Raw genomic sequence first — 13,667 nt, forward strand, 5'->3', positions numbered from 1 at the left:
GCAAAAGTCTGCTCAGGCGAGCGGCTTGCCCGCGCCGTCGAAGCGGTGGATTTTGTCGTCCATCGGCGAAATGTGCACCACGTCGCCGCTGTGATAGGTATTGGCCCCATCGAGCCGCACCACGACCGGCTCCTCGGTGCCCATTTCCAGATAAACATAGCTATCCGCGCCCAGGTTTTCCGTATGGATCACCGTGCCGCTCCAGGTGCCATTGTCCGGCACGATGGTGATGTGTTCGCCGCGAATGCCCACCGTATCGGCGCCAAACGAAGCGGCCTTTTCCCCGGAGATGAAGTTCATCTTTGGCGAGCCGATAAAGCCGGCCACGAACACCGAATTGGGCTTCTCATAAAGCTCCATCGGCGTGCCGACCTGCTCGATCACCCCGTCGCGCAACACGCAGATGCGGTCGGCCAGCGTCATGGCCTCCACCTGATCATGCGTCACATAGATCATGGTGACATTGTTCATGCTCTCATGCAGCTTGGCGATTTCGATGCGGGTCGCCACGCGGAGCGCCGCATCGAGGTTCGATAGCGGCTCGTCGAACAGGAACACTTTGGGGTCGCGCGTAATGGCCCGGCCAATGGCCACGCGCTGGCGCTGCCCGCCCGACAATTGCTTGGGCAACCGGTCCAGATATTGCCGGATCTGCAGCATGTCGGCGGCCTTTTCCACCCGCTGGCGGATTTCTTCCTTACCATGGCCCTTTTCGAGCGTCAGCCCGAACGCCATGTTCTCATAGACCGTCATATGCGGGTACAGCGCATAGGACTGGAACACCATGGCGATACCCCGCTTGGACGGCGCCAGTGCATTGACCAGTTTGCCGTCAAACAGCATTTCGCCCGAGGTAATGTCCTCCAGTCCCGAAATCAGCCGCAGCAAGGTAGATTTGCCGCAGCCCGAAGGGCCGACGAACACCATGAATTCGCCGGAGCGGACCTCCAGGTCCACCCCCTTGATGACTTCCACCGCGCCAAAGGCCTTGCGGATCTTGCGAAGCTCGATGCTTGCCATAATGGTAACTCCCCTAACCCTTGACGCCGCCGGCGGTCAGCCCACTGACGATCTTGCGCTGGAAGATCAGAACCAGGATCACCAGCGGCACGGTAACGATGACCGAGGCAGCCATGATCAGGCCCCACGGCGTTTCATATTGCGACCCACCCGACAGCAGCGCGATGGCCACCGGCACGGTGCGGGTATTGTTGGACGAAGTGAACGTCAGCGCGAACAGGAACTCGTTCCACGCCCCGATAAAGGCGAGCAGCCCCGTGGTCACCAAAGCCGGCCACATCAGCGGCAGGAACACGCGGGTGATGATCACCCAGGGCGAGGCCCCATCGACAATGGCCGCTTCCTCGATTTCCACCGGCAGATCCCGCATGAAGGTGGTAAGCACCCACACGGTGAATGGCAGCGTAAAGATCGTGTAGGAGAAGATCAGCGCCCAGGGCGTATTGTAGATACCCAGCGCACGGATCACCTCGAACAGCCCCGCCAGCACCGCAATCTGCGGAAACATCGACACGGCCAGGATCGTCATCAGCAACAGGCTCCGGCCCCGGAACCGCACCCGGCTCAGCGCAAACGCGGCCGTCACCGCCAGGAATAGCGCCAGCAGCACCGTAACCGACGCCACGAAGATGGAGTTCAGCAGGTTACGCGGGAAGCTGCCGGTATTGAGCACCGCCAGGTAATTGTTCCAGCTGAACGAAGTGGGCCAATAGGTAATGCGGAACAGGTCCGTGCCCGATTTGAAGCTGGTCAGGATCGCGTAATAAAACGGGAACACCGACACCACGACGATGAACACCACCAGCGCATAGAACAGCACCGTCTTGGTGAGGCCCCATAGATTGAGCGTGCCAACCATTAGCGGTCTCCCCCGTCGAAATTCACCTTGCCCAGCCAGATATAGAGGATGGTGAAGGCGGCGATGATCAGGAACAGCAGCGTCGATTGCGCCGAGCCATAGGCGAACTTGTCGAAATCGAACAGATTCTCGCGTGCCAGCACCGACATCGTCTTGGTCGCCGCGCTATTGGGCGTCAGCACATAGATCAGGTCGAAAATGCGCAACGCATCGAGCACGCGGAAGATGATCGCCACCATCAGCGCCGGCCGCACCAGCGGCAGCGTGATCTTGAAGAACTGCTTGATCGGATGCACGCCATCGATTTCGGCGGCCTCATAGATATCCTTGGGGATCATCTGCAACCCGGCCAGGATCAGCAGCGCCATGAACGGCGTGGTCTTCCAGATATCCACCACCAGCACCGCGGTCATCGCCGTCTCCGCCGTAGCGGTCCAGGCGACCTTCTGGCTGAGCAGACCCAGCCGCATCCCCAGATCGTTGAGAATGCCGAACTGGTCGTTCAGCATCCAGCTCCACATGCGGGCCGACACGATGGTGGGGATAGCCCAGGGAATGAGAATGGCCGCCCGCACCAGGCCGCGTCCCTTGAATTCGGCATTCAGCACCAGGGCGACGATCATGCCCAGCACGGTCTCCCACAGCACCGACCAGAAGGCGAAGCGCACCGTGTTCCACACCGCATTCCACCAGGCCGGATCGACCAAGAGGCCCCGGTAGATGGTGCGACCGCTATCGAGCGTGCGCCAGCTCAGGTAATTGGTAAAGCCCACCCATTCCGCGCCATAAAGATTGGTCAGCGAGGCATCGGTGAACGAAAAATAGATCGAGCGAAGCAGCGGCCAGCCGGCCACCACAGCCAGCGCGATCATCATGGGCAGCAGGAACCAGCGCGCGGCGCGCACCCGTTGCTGCATCAATTCGGATTTGATCTTGGGCCGGCCCACGCTGGCCGCGGACGCGATGGTATCGGTAGCCATCCACTACTCCTCCCGTTTCTCTAGGTCCTTCAGCGGCACGGGCGGCGGGGCAAACCGCCGTCCGTGCCATGGCGCTATCGGGAGGTCTTACCAGGCGTCGCCCTTGAGATCGGACAGGTCGGCCTCGAGAACTTCCAGGTTCTCGGCGGCAGTGCCATTGCCCGACAGGGTATTGTGGACGGCGCTCCAGAACAGCGAGGACACTTCGTTATACTTCACCTTGGTCGGCGCGGACGGACGCGGCACCGCATTCTGGAATATCTCCTTCCAGTTGGCCATGAAGGGCGAAGCCTTCAGCACGTCGGCGTCGTCATAGAGCGCTTCGATCGTGGGGAGGTTGGACTGGTTGATCGCGCGTTCCTTCTGCACTTCGGGCGAAGCCAGGAACAGCGCGAGCTTGATCGCCTCTTCCGGGTCCGGCGAATACTTGGAAACCGCGACATTCCAGCCGCCCAGCGTTGCCGCCGAGCCCGCGCCTTCGCCTTCACCGGCGGGAAGCGGCGCCACGTCGAACTTGCCCTTCACGGCGGAATCGTCACCACCGCTCAGTGCATAGGCATAGGGCCAGTTGCGCATGAACACCGAATTGCCCAGCTGCCACACGCCGCGGCTTTCTTCTTCCTGATAGGCCAGATTGCCTTCCGGCGAGATCGTGCCGATCCAGGTCGCCGCGCGATCGATGGCGGCTGCTGCCTGCGGATTGTTGATCGAAATGGTGCCATCGGCCTCCACGATCTGCCCGCCGCCGCTGGACTTGACCCATTCCAAGGCATTGCAGGTCAACCCTTCATAGGCATTGCCCTGGAACACGAAGCCATACATGTCCGGATTCCCGGCCGTGCGTTCGGCATCCATGATTTCCTTGGCGGTCGCCGCCATTTCGTCCCAGGTCGTGGGCACGGGCTTGCTGTACTTTTCCAGCAAGTCCTTGCGGTAGAACAGGGCCGGCGCGTCGGTAAAGGCCGGCAGGGCAACGAGCTTGCCGTCCACGGTCTGCGACTCGATGATCGATGGGAAATGCGCGCCCACCACATCCTTGGCCGCATCGGTCAGATCGAGAAACTGATCGGCCAGCTGCGGCGCCCAGATCACGTCGGTCTGGTACACATCGATATCGGTATTGCCGGCCGCGAGCCACAGGCGATATTGCCCGAACTGGTCGGAGGTCGACGAGGGCATCGGCACCACGGTGACCTTATTGCCCGTCTCGGCCTCGAACTTGTCGAGCTGGCTGCGCAGGAATGCCAGGCCATTGCCGGTATCGCCCGACACGATCGACAAGTCGGCGGCCTGGGCCGAGCCCACGACCAGTGTCACGCTCGTCAGCAGACCAACGAGCAGTGTGTTGATTTTCATTACAATCCTCCCGAATGAAACCAGATTCATGAGGAAGCATGCCAACCGGGCCCACGCCTGACGCGCCGCCCAGTCCATTCCTCCCCCGAAAAGCTCTTCGCCAGCGGCTGAACCGCATGATTTTCAAAGCGCTTTGAACGAAAAACAACCAGAGGCCCGGACTTCTGTCAAGCAGCCCTGCGCCAGATTCGCACGACTTTGCGAACTGAAATATATTTATCCGTTATTATTCAATGGGTTGAACCAAGTGAAATGCGTAAGAGTCTTTTAACACCCTAAATTGGCTTGATGTACGCACCTCATCGCAGGACGCGAAAAAATCCACTCTTGCATCAAAATTTGAAATCGCTTTGAATGCCATTGGAGGAGGATCGCAGGAACCGCTGGTCAAAGCGGCCTGCTCGCCCTAAAGCCTATGCGGCTTAAGGCTTTGCGCCGGATTTGTCCGGCCAGGCTGCCGTATTTTGCCCCGGGCCAGAACGCCAATGAGACTGAAAGACCTCGCCGAACATCTCGGCCTGTCGCAAACCACTGTCAGCCGCGCGCTCAATGGCTATCCCGAGGTCAACGAAGCCACGCGCCTGCGCGTCGCCGAAACCGCCAAGCGCCTGGGCTACCGCCCCAATGCCAGCGCGCTGCGGCTCGCCACCGGCCGCTCGGGCGCCATCGGCATGGTGCTGCGCGGCTCCTATGAATTCGGTCCCCATACCAGCGAATTTCTCGGCGGCATCGGCGAACGCCTGGCCGATGAGGAAATCGATATTCTGCTCACCACCGTCGAGAGCTACGAGGATGAAGTGGCCGCCTATAAGCGCGGCGCCGCCAGCCAGAAAGTGGACGCCTTTATCCTCCACTCCCCCACCCTGCATGACGAACGCGCCGAACTGCTGCTCGACCTCAAAGTGCCCTTCGTGCTGCATGGCCGCACCAATATCGGCCAGCCCGTCGCCTGGCTCGATATCGACAATACCGGCGCCGTCGAGCGCGCCACCAGCCACCTGCTCGATCTGGGCCATCGCCGCATCGCCCTGCTCAATGGCATCAAGGGCCGCACCTTTGCCGAACACCGCGAAATCGGCTACCTCGCCGCCCTCTCGGCGCGCGGCGTCTCCTTCGATCCGGCCCTGATGGGCAATTCCGTGTTCACCGACGAAATCGCCTTCCGCATGACCCAGGCCATGCTCGAACTCCGCCCCCGCCCCACCGCCTTTCTCGCCGGCTCGATGATGACGGCCCTCGGAATTTTCCGCGCCATCCGCCAGGCCGGCCTTGAGCTCGGCAAAGACGTCTCCATGATCGCCCATGATGACGTCTTCCCCTATCTCAACGCCGACAACATGTACCCCTCCATGTCCACCACCCGCTCTTCCATGCGCCAGGCCGGCACCCGCATGGCCGAACTCATCCTGCAAATCCTCGCCGGCAAACCCATCGAAGACGTGCATGAGCTATGGCCGGTGGAACTGGTCCTACGCGAAAGCTCGGGGCCAGCGCCGGCGCTCTAGCCCACCTACTCCCTCCCCCAGTAGACCTCATCCTGAGCTTGTCGAAGGACGAGGTCGTGGCACCCAAGCCTCCACGCGCTCGCCCACCTCCCCAAAATGTCATTCCCGCGAAGGCGGGAACCTCTGTTTTTTCTACCACCCGCCAAAAAACAGCGCCCCCTCTCGCCGCAATGACACCGCCATTGCAATGTGCTCAGCTTGCTTGACCGGCTAGGAGCAGCACCGAAATGACCCCGCCAACTCTCGATTTCAACGAAACCATAACCCTTGTCACCCAAACCAGCGCCCGTTTCATCGCCATCGACGGCCTGCCGGTCAGCGGCAAGTCAACCCTTGCCGAGCGGCTGGAGCAAGCCATCGGCGCCCAAACCATCTACCTCGATGATTTTGTGCGGCCCGAAGCGGACTGGCGCGGCAAGGTGCTGCCGTCATTCCCCTTCGCCTATATCCGCTACGACGATTTTCTGGCCGCCGTGACCAGCCTGGCACAGCACGGACACTGCACCTATCACCCCTACGATTGGGCAACAGGCCAAGCCAGCGCCGCCGCCCGAACCATCACCCGGGATCGGCCCATCATCATCGAAGGCGTGTCATCCCTCCACCCCGCCCTCGCTCCGCTTTACGACCTGCGCCTCTGGGTGCAAAGCGATGCCTCCACCACCCTCACCGCCGCACTCAAGCGCGGCGTCGGCGACTGGGAACACGAATGGCACGACCTGTTCATGCCCAGCGTCGAGCTCTATCTCCAAACCGACCCACGCAGCCGGGCGGATTATCTGGTCAAGGGGCGCGGGTACCAGGACCCCCAATAGACCTCATCCTGAGCCGGTCGAAGGACGAGGTCGTGGCACCAAGCCTCCACACCTACCCCACCCGCAACACATGATTATCAAACGCAAAATCGAACTTCTGCGGCTCCCGCTCCGCTCCCGCCAGCCCGATCATCTCCCCCATGCCGCTGGTCGCCACAAACCCGGCACCATCCGCCGCCAACCCACAGCCATTGCGCAGCGTCTCAATCAACACTGGCCGCCCACCCTCCGCATCGATGGCCACCAGCAGATCGCCCTCCGGCGACGACACCGCAACGCTCGTCCCATCGGCAGAAACCGCAACCGAGCCGACATAATTGCGCAGGTCGCGCAGCGTATCGAGCGGCAATTCGATCAATTTGATTTCGCCCTCAGCCGTGGCATAGCCCACCAATTGCGGGCTATCGCTGGGCGCGCCGCGATATTGGCAGCCGAACCACACCCGGCTGCGCGCATCGATCGCCATGTGGCGGATCGAGAGCTGATGTAGCCCCGCATCGAGCCGCAATTGCCCCACCAAATGCCCGTCCCGCCGGTCGACGAACGCAACCGAAGGGTCCATCGTATCGAGATTCAACTCGGCCCGACCATAATCGGGATGGGTCTCGATGCCGCCATTGGCGATGACGAAGGTCACCCCATCAGGCATCAGCAGCATTTCATGCGGCCCCGTGCCATAGGTGGGGAATTCCCCAATACGCTTATAACCATCGGTCGCGTCATAAATACCAATCACACCCTTGGCCGCCTCGAAATCGCTTTCGGTCGCATAAAGCAGGCGCCCATCCGGCGAGAACACGCCATGGCCAAAAAAGTGCCGCCCCTCGATCGAGGTCAGCGGCACCGGCGCCTCCCGCGCGGCTGGGTCAAACACCACGGCAAACGTCCCCGGCTGGCGCGCAAACACCACGCCGCGCCCCGCCTCGGGGCTGATCGTAATGTCATGCCCCCGATCGGGCAGCGCGATCTGCGCGATCAGATCGCCGCGCTCGCCCAGCAGCACCGCGCCATAGCCGCCCGAACTGGTCTGCACCGAGGAGGCAAACACCAGTTCATTCCGCTCCAACGCCACCAATTGCCGCGGCATCAGGCTCGCCGCAAAGCCAACGCCCGCCGCCCTGAGAAACGCCCGCCGCTGCCACATGCTCAGTCTCCATCCAGCGAGGAAAACCCGACACTCAGCCCCAGCGCGGTGGACAATTGCTCGCCCACCAGCGCCTGCAGCGATTGGGTGACGATGACCAGATAGGCCAGCGCCTGCGCCTGTTTAGGGTCAGCCACCGCCTCTTCCACCGGCGCGGTGACCAGCCCAATCGCCCGTTTGGCATTGGAAAATTCAAAGCGGATCGAATTGTCCAGCCCGCTATCGGCCGCCCGGCCGATCCGCGCCATGCCCGAAACGCTAAACAACGCCTCCAGCCCCTCCACATTGGCCTCGGCCATCGCCATGGTCAGCCCCGAACGCCAGAACAAAGCCTGCTTGGGCGCCGCAGCCTTGCCGCCCTGCCCAATAAATGGATTGATCCGCGTATCCCGCAGTCCCTCGATGCCATGCGACACCAGCCCGACCAGCGCCTCCACCGCCTCGGTCTTGGTGCGATAATCGGCATAGGTTTCATTAGGCGCCATCAAATGCGCCGCCGTGCCATCATCAGCATTCCAGGCAGAGGCCAGCGCATCGGCAATCTCGGCCACGTTCTGGGCAATAGTCGCGCCATATTGGCAGCGGAACTGTCCCTCCGCCCCGGCCAAAGCCTCCGCCCCAGTGCCAAAGAGCACGAATTCGAGCGCCGTGAACCCCTGCACGGCAACACTCTTGCCCTTGAGCGTATCGAGCGCCGTGGCACTCGCATCTTCATCGGCCAGAATGGCCTGCACCTGCCGCAACGCAATGCCCTTGCGGTCGGGCCAGAACAGCAGCTTGTCGCTGCGATTGTCCTCCATCAGCGGCCCGATCCGCACGAATTCGACCCGGCCATAAGCCGTCGCGGTCTTGCCGAACCAGTCCTGCGCCAGCGCCTGCTTTTCCGCCGATGGACTGGCGCACAAATCCGCCATGGCATCGACCAGCCCACGCGCCTCGTCGCGCAGATCGGCAAAGCCCGGCCGGATCACCTCATTGACCGCATTGGCCAGCGCCGCAGTCGTGGTCAGCTTCTGCGCCATGACCGGCCCGGCACCCAGAAACAGCAGCAGAACAAGCAGCAGACGCATCACAGCGACTCCAGGAAAGCGATCATGTCCTTGCGCGTGGCCGCGTCCAGATTGGCAAAAGCATCGCGCGCTGCCTGCGCTTCCCCGCCATGCCACAGAATGGCTTCGACGAGGCTCCGCGCCCGCCCATCATGGAGGAAAAACGTGTGCCCCGAAACGGTCTGGGTCAACCCAATGCCCCACAGCGGGGGCGTGCGCCATTCATAGCCATCCGCCTGCCCCTCGGGCCGATGATCGGCCAGCCCCGGCCCCATATCGTGCAGCAGGAAATCGGCATAAGGCCAGATCAGCTGAAACCGCAGCGCCGGATTTTCCGCATCCCGGCTGGTGACGAATTTGGGATTGTGGCAGCTGGCGCAACCCGCCCCATAAAACGCCGCCTTGCCGCGCAACACGGCGGGGTCGCCCACATCGCGCCTCAGGGGCACGCCCAGCGTCTGCGAATAAAACGTCACCAGATCCATTACCGGATCAGGCGCTTCCGACACCCCCAGCCGCGCCTGCTCCCCGGTGGGCATAGCCAGGCACTCCGTCTGCCGCTCGGTGCAATCGCCATGCGGCTTGTTCACCAAAGGCGTTGAAATCCCGATATCTCCGGCAAACGCCGCCGCCGACTGGCTGCGAATGGTGGGCATCCCCGCCTTCCAGCCAAACCGCCCCAGCATGACGCTCTGGCTTTCCGGATCGATCACCCAGTTCGGCCGCCCCGAAATGCCGTCACCATCGAGGTCATCCGCATCGGCCAGCGCCAGGATGTCCTCGGCCGGCACCTGCTCGATCAGCCCCAGCCCGATCATCGGCGGCGCCACCCGCGGCGACAGCATCACATCCTCAGCCAGCGGCCCATAGGCCAGGTCCGCCACCGAATAAGCCGGCTGGCGCAGCGTGACCACACTGCCATCGCCCAGCGTCACGGGCAGATCGGTATAGTCGATCACCATCCGCCCCTCGGCCTTCAGCCCCGGCACGGCAAAATCCTGCAATTGGGTGCCATAGGTCGGGTCGCCCACCTCTCCGGCAAACACCCCATCCAGCGCCATCCGCGTATCCGTCTCGCCCGGTGGCACCGACAGCCGCAGGAACATCGACACCCCGCTATCGCGGCTCGCGTCGAATGGCGGATGCCCCCGCCCATCCTTGATGTGACACGCCTGGCAGGCCCGCGCATTGAACAGCGGCCCCAGCCCGTCCGACGCCTGGGTCGAACTGGGTGAGCTGACCCACACCTTGCGGAACAGCGCATTGCCCAGCTTGAACGTCTCTTCCTGCTCAAAGGTGAGACTGGCGAGGAAATGGCTAAACGCGTCCTGGTTGACGATCTTCTTGGTCGTCCCCTTGCCCGCCTGCATGGTCTCAAAGTTTTCCGGCGCGGAGAAATCCGTAGCCGGCGCCGTAACCCGCGCCACCCGTGCCAGGTCTTCCGGTGTCAGGTCGGATCGCACCGCCTTGTCCTGCGCAAAGGCAAGTCCCCCGGCAAGCAGGGCGACGAGGGCAATAGTCAGGCGGGTTTTCATGCTAAATCCATGGCGTCATTCCCGCGTCGGCGGGATGTATCGGCAATTGCCTTATCCGTTCCATCCATGGGGCACCATCTCCATCACCCCACTGTGTCATTCCGGCGGAGGCCGGAACCCATCCTGAGATAACAACGCGCACGCCGGTCGCTGAAATATCTCGGGATGGGCCCCGGCCTGCGCCGGGGCGACACCGCGGTGAGCCGGAGCTTAGTTCTTACTGGAACACCGCATCCGGGTTGGACAGGCTATCGCTATCCTCGATGGTCACCGCATCCTGCAGGTTCAGCAGCGCCACGGCCCGCTCGATCCCGCGCGTCTGCGCGATCAGCCCATCGATCGCCGCCTGCACCACCGCATTGCCTTCGGTGTTCCCCTCGGCAATCTGCTGGTCATAGGCTTCACCCGCCACGGCGCGATCCGCCATCACATTCATCTTGGCCACGGTGTCATCAAGCAGCCCACCAATCTCGCTATCGAGCGCTGCATCCTTGGCCGCGATCAGATCCGAAATCGCCGGACCTTCCACCACCGAACCATCCACCCGGGTATAGCTGCCCGTATAGACATTGCGGATGCCGATCGCGTCATTGAGATGCGAGACATGCGTATTGTCCGAGAAGCAGTCATGCTCTTCCTCGGGATCATGCAGCAGCAGGCCCAGCTTCATGCGCTCGCCGGCCAATTCGCCAAACGACAGCGACCCCATGCCGGTCAGAATAGCCGAAATGCCCAGCTCCGGCAGCGCCGCTCGCGCCGCGCCATCGGCGGTCCAATTGCCCACCATCTCTTCGAGATCGCTGACCAATAGGCTCGTCGCCGCCTTTAGATACGCCGCCCGGCGGTCGGCATGCTCGGCCGTCGAATAGTCGGTAAATGGCCGCTCGCCGGCACCCGGCCCCGTGCCATGCAAATCCTGCCCCCAGAGCAGGAATTCAATTGCGTGATAGCCCGTCGCCACATTGGATTCGATCCCGGCCGCTTCCTGCAGATTGTCCTGCAACAGCGCCGGCGTAATCTCGGTGGCGTCCAGCTCAACGCCATCAATGACCAGCTTGGGATTGGCAATGACATTGGCCACATACAGCGCATTGCTGTCGCTTTCGGTGCCATAGCTGGCATCGACATAGTCGATCAGCCCTTCATCGAGCGGCCAGGCATTCACCTTGCCTTCCCATTCATCGACAATCGGATTGCCAAAGCGGAACGCCTCGGTCTGCTGATAGGGAATGCGCGACGCCTTCCAGGCCTCCCGCGCCGCCAGCAGCGTCGCTTCGCTCGGCTCGGCAATCAGCGCATCGACGGCCGCGTCCAGCGCCTCGGCTGTGCTCAGCGCGTCCTCATACCCGGCCAGCGCCAGATCGGCATAATTGGCCAACACGGCCTCTTCACTCGGCGCCTGCGCATAGGCCGATATCGGGGCAACGGAAAGCGTAAGCGCCAAGGCCAGGCCGCGCAGCGTCCTCTTGGAAATCATGGATCGTCCTCCAGGCTGAAATCTGGAAAGCGGAGTATCCCTCTCACCTTATGAAAGCAATTCAAATTCAATAGTTTAGAAGAAGTCTAAAGTATCGACGGTGGCGGAAAGCATGGCCGATTCCAATTTTCCCCAATGCTTTCTGGACCTTGCGGTATTCCGTGTTGGACACAACACTTCCCCAACCCACGATGTCACCCCGGCGCAGGCCGGGGCCCATCCTGAGATGCCGCCCCAGCCGCGAGGTGGTTGTTCCGATCCTCGACCGTGCGGCAAGCGGCACGATCTCGAGATGGGCCCCGGCCTGCGCCGGGGTGACACTGTGGGTGGGGCGCTTTCAGGGCGGGACCGCCTTGTGGCTAAAACTCGATCCAGTCCCAACCACCGGCCGGTCCCTCCCCCTATCAGGGGGAGGCTAGGAGGGGGTACTCCGATGCCCCAGCCACCACCCACTCACCCCCACCCAAAATTTTTGACCATCTGGACTAAACTGTCACAAAGGGGCACTGTCACAATTGCGGCTGGGAGGGCAGCGGGGGACACGGGCAGAAACGGCTAAGGGAGCGTATCGACGGGCTTTTTCGGCGGCGACGCCGATCGTCACATGGGCTTCCCGACACTGTCATTGCACTGTCACACCGCCTCACTACTCCCTCGCCAGTCCGCCGCGACGCTCATCAATGGGTGCCGACGAACGACCAATTCAGGGAGACTGAACATGACCTTCAAGAATGTGCTCGCCGGCTCCGTCTCGATGCTGGCCGTGCTTTCCGTTTCGGCCCAGGCCTTTGCCCAGACCGATCTCGACGCCCTCTACACCGCCGCCAAGGCCGAAGGCCAGCTCACCACCATCGCCCTGCCCCATGATTGGTGCGGCTATGGCGCCGTGATCGACGGCTTCAAGGCCAAATATCCGGGCATCACCGTCAACGAACTCAATCCCGATGCCGGCTCGGCCGACGAAATCGAAGCCATCAAGGCCAATGAGGGCAATACCGGCCCACAGGCCCCCGACGTGATCGACGTTGGCCTGGCGTTCGGCCCGCAGGCCAAGGCCGATGGCCTGATCCAGCCCTATAAGGTCTCCACCTGGGACTCCATCCCCGCCGACGCCAAGGATGCCGATGGCTATTGGTATGGCGATTATTATGGCGTCATGGCCATGCTGGTGAACACCGATCTGGTTTCCACCGTCCCCACCGATTGGGCTGATCTGACCAAGTCCGATTATGCCAATGCCGTCGCCCTTGCTGGTGATCCGCGCGCCTCCGCCCAGGCCATCCAGTCCGTCTATGCCGCTGGCCTTGCCACTGGTGCCGATGCTGCAGGCGCCGCCGATGCGGGCCTCAAATTCTTCGGCGAAGTCAACGCCGCCGGCAATTTCGTCCCGGTCATCGGCAAGTCGGCTTCGCTGGCGCAGGGCACCACCCCGATCGTCATCGCCTGGGATTACAATCTGCTGGCCTGGAAGGCCGGCTTTGAAGGCAACCCGGCCGCCGAGATCGTCGTCCCGACCACTGGCGTCGTCGCCGGCGTCTATATCCAGGCCATCTCCGCCTTTGCGCCCCATCCGAACGCTGCAAAGCTGTGGATGGAATATCTCTATTCCGACGAAGGTCAGCTCGGCTGGCTCGCTGGCTACTGCCACCCGATCCGCTTCAACGACCTGGCTGCCAAGGGCCTGATCCCACAGGATCTGCTCGACGCCCTGCCGCCGGCCGCCGCCTATGAAAAGGCCGTCTTCCCGACCATCGACGAACAGAACGCCGCCAAGGCCGTCATCACCAGCCAGTGGGACGCCGTCGTCGGCGCCAACGTTCAGTAACGACTAGACGCGACTAAGCCAGCCACGACCACTTCAACAGACCTCATCCTGAGCCTGTCGAAGGACGAGGTCGTGGCTGGATCCTCGGGCCTATGTGCCACG

11 protein-coding genes are annotated in these 13,667 nt (G+C 62.3%); 3 read left to right on the plus strand and 8 right to left on the minus strand.

Going from position 1 to position 13,667, the window contains the following annotated elements; genetic code table 11:
- Window positions 1-12: 12 nt before the first annotated feature.
- The 4 genes from ACI3KW_RS09710 to ACI3KW_RS09725 all read right to left on the minus strand — a co-directional run bounded on the left by ACI3KW_RS09710 (window position 13) and on the right by ACI3KW_RS09725 (window position 4,215).
- Window positions 13-1,020 carry an ABC transporter ATP-binding protein gene (locus tag ACI3KW_RS09710; RefSeq protein WP_113123707.1) on the minus strand — a complete coding sequence of 336 codons (1,008 nt, stop codon included), beginning with the start codon at window positions 1,018-1,020 and terminating at the stop codon, window positions 13-15.
- A gap of 13 nt (window positions 1,021-1,033) precedes the next feature.
- Window positions 1,034-1,879: a carbohydrate ABC transporter permease gene (locus ACI3KW_RS09715; protein WP_262166222.1), complete on the minus strand. Its 846-nt coding sequence runs from the start codon at window positions 1,877-1,879 to the stop codon at window positions 1,034-1,036.
- A complete protein-coding gene (locus ACI3KW_RS09720) occupies window positions 1,879-2,796 on the minus strand; it encodes an ABC transporter permease subunit (protein WP_390888843.1) in 918 nt (305 codons plus the stop codon). Before ACI3KW_RS09720 ends, ACI3KW_RS09715 begins: the two co-directional genes overlap by 1 nt.
- Window positions 2,797-2,946: 150 nt before the next feature.
- The gene (locus tag ACI3KW_RS09725; protein ID WP_262166219.1) at window positions 2,947-4,215 is read right to left on the minus strand and encodes an ABC transporter substrate-binding protein; all 1,269 of its coding nucleotides are present in this window, start codon (window positions 4,213-4,215) and stop codon (window positions 2,947-2,949) included.
- Window positions 4,216-4,700: 485 nt separating this feature from the next.
- On the opposite strand from ACI3KW_RS09725, the gene ACI3KW_RS09730 reads away from it, so the two are divergent.
- The gene (locus tag ACI3KW_RS09730) at window positions 4,701-5,720 is read left to right on the plus strand and encodes a substrate-binding domain-containing protein (protein WP_404847904.1); all 1,020 of its coding nucleotides are present in this window, start codon (window positions 4,701-4,703) and stop codon (window positions 5,718-5,720) included.
- Between the two features lie 227 nt (window positions 5,721-5,947).
- Window positions 5,948-6,535, plus strand: a complete 588-nt coding sequence (locus ACI3KW_RS09735) for a uridine kinase (RefSeq protein WP_404847905.1) — start codon at window positions 5,948-5,950, stop codon at window positions 6,533-6,535.
- Window positions 6,536-6,587: 52 nt separating this feature from the next.
- On the opposite strand, the gene ACI3KW_RS09740 is transcribed toward ACI3KW_RS09735, so the two are convergent.
- The 4 genes from ACI3KW_RS09740 to ACI3KW_RS09755 all read right to left on the minus strand — a co-directional run bounded on the left by ACI3KW_RS09740 (window position 6,588) and on the right by ACI3KW_RS09755 (window position 11,737).
- The gene (locus ACI3KW_RS09740) at window positions 6,588-7,679 is read right to left on the minus strand and encodes a DUF1513 domain-containing protein (protein ID WP_404847906.1); all 1,092 of its coding nucleotides are present in this window, start codon (window positions 7,677-7,679) and stop codon (window positions 6,588-6,590) included.
- A gap of 2 nt (window positions 7,680-7,681) precedes the next feature.
- The gene (locus tag ACI3KW_RS09745; protein WP_404847907.1) at window positions 7,682-8,749 is read right to left on the minus strand and encodes an imelysin family protein; all 1,068 of its coding nucleotides are present in this window, start codon (window positions 8,747-8,749) and stop codon (window positions 7,682-7,684) included.
- Window positions 8,749-10,263: a di-heme oxidoredictase family protein gene (locus ACI3KW_RS09750; protein ID WP_404847908.1), complete on the minus strand. Its 1,515-nt coding sequence runs from the start codon at window positions 10,261-10,263 to the stop codon at window positions 8,749-8,751. The genes ACI3KW_RS09745 and ACI3KW_RS09750 overlap by 1 nt, the downstream gene beginning before the upstream one ends.
- 217 nt (window positions 10,264-10,480) lie before the next feature.
- Entirely contained in the window at window positions 10,481-11,737 is a 1,257-nt protein-coding gene (locus tag ACI3KW_RS09755) for an imelysin family protein (protein ID WP_404847967.1), read from the minus strand.
- Between the two features lie 721 nt (window positions 11,738-12,458).
- Here ACI3KW_RS09755 and ACI3KW_RS09760 point away from each other — a divergent pair.
- Complete coding sequence (locus ACI3KW_RS09760; protein WP_404847909.1) at window positions 12,459-13,565, plus strand: ABC transporter substrate-binding protein; 1,107 nt, start codon at window positions 12,459-12,461, stop codon at window positions 13,563-13,565.
- The last annotated feature ends 102 nt before the right edge of the window (window positions 13,566-13,667 follow it).

It is taken from the genome of Devosia sp. ZW T5_3, assembly GCF_044987315.1.
In the GTDB taxonomy this organism is placed as follows: Bacteria; Pseudomonadota; Alphaproteobacteria; order Rhizobiales; family Devosiaceae; genus Devosia.

What these genes read in the sequence shown, in the direction of transcription:
- ACI3KW_RS09745 (WP_404847907.1), bottom strand. Translation starts at nt 8,749, where the DNA reads ATGCGTCTGCTGCTTGTTCTGCTGCTGTTTCTGGGTGCCGGGCCGGTC.
- ACI3KW_RS09735 (WP_404847905.1), top strand. Translation starts at nt 5,948, where the DNA reads ATGACCCCGCCAACTCTCGATTTCAACGAAACCATAACCCTTGTCACC.
- ACI3KW_RS09760 (WP_404847909.1), top strand. Translation starts at nt 12,459, where the DNA reads ATGACCTTCAAGAATGTGCTCGCCGGCTCCGTCTCGATGCTGGCCGTG.
- ACI3KW_RS09710 (WP_113123707.1), bottom strand. Translation starts at nt 1,020, where the DNA reads ATGGCAAGCATCGAGCTTCGCAAGATCCGCAAGGCCTTTGGCGCGGTG.
- ACI3KW_RS09730 (WP_404847904.1), top strand. Translation starts at nt 4,701, where the DNA reads ATGAGACTGAAAGACCTCGCCGAACATCTCGGCCTGTCGCAAACCACT.
- ACI3KW_RS09725 (WP_262166219.1), bottom strand. Translation starts at nt 4,215, where the DNA reads ATGAAAATCAACACACTGCTCGTTGGTCTGCTGACGAGCGTGACACTG.
- ACI3KW_RS09750 (WP_404847908.1), bottom strand. Translation starts at nt 10,263, where the DNA reads ATGAAAACCCGCCTGACTATTGCCCTCGTCGCCCTGCTTGCCGGGGGA.
- ACI3KW_RS09715 (WP_262166222.1), bottom strand. Translation starts at nt 1,879, where the DNA reads ATGGTTGGCACGCTCAATCTATGGGGCCTCACCAAGACGGTGCTGTTC.
- ACI3KW_RS09740 (WP_404847906.1), bottom strand. Translation starts at nt 7,679, where the DNA reads ATGTGGCAGCGGCGGGCGTTTCTCAGGGCGGCGGGCGTTGGCTTTGCG.
- ACI3KW_RS09720 (WP_390888843.1), bottom strand. Translation starts at nt 2,796, where the DNA reads ATGCAGCAACGGGTGCGCGCCGCGCGCTGGTTCCTGCTGCCCATGATG.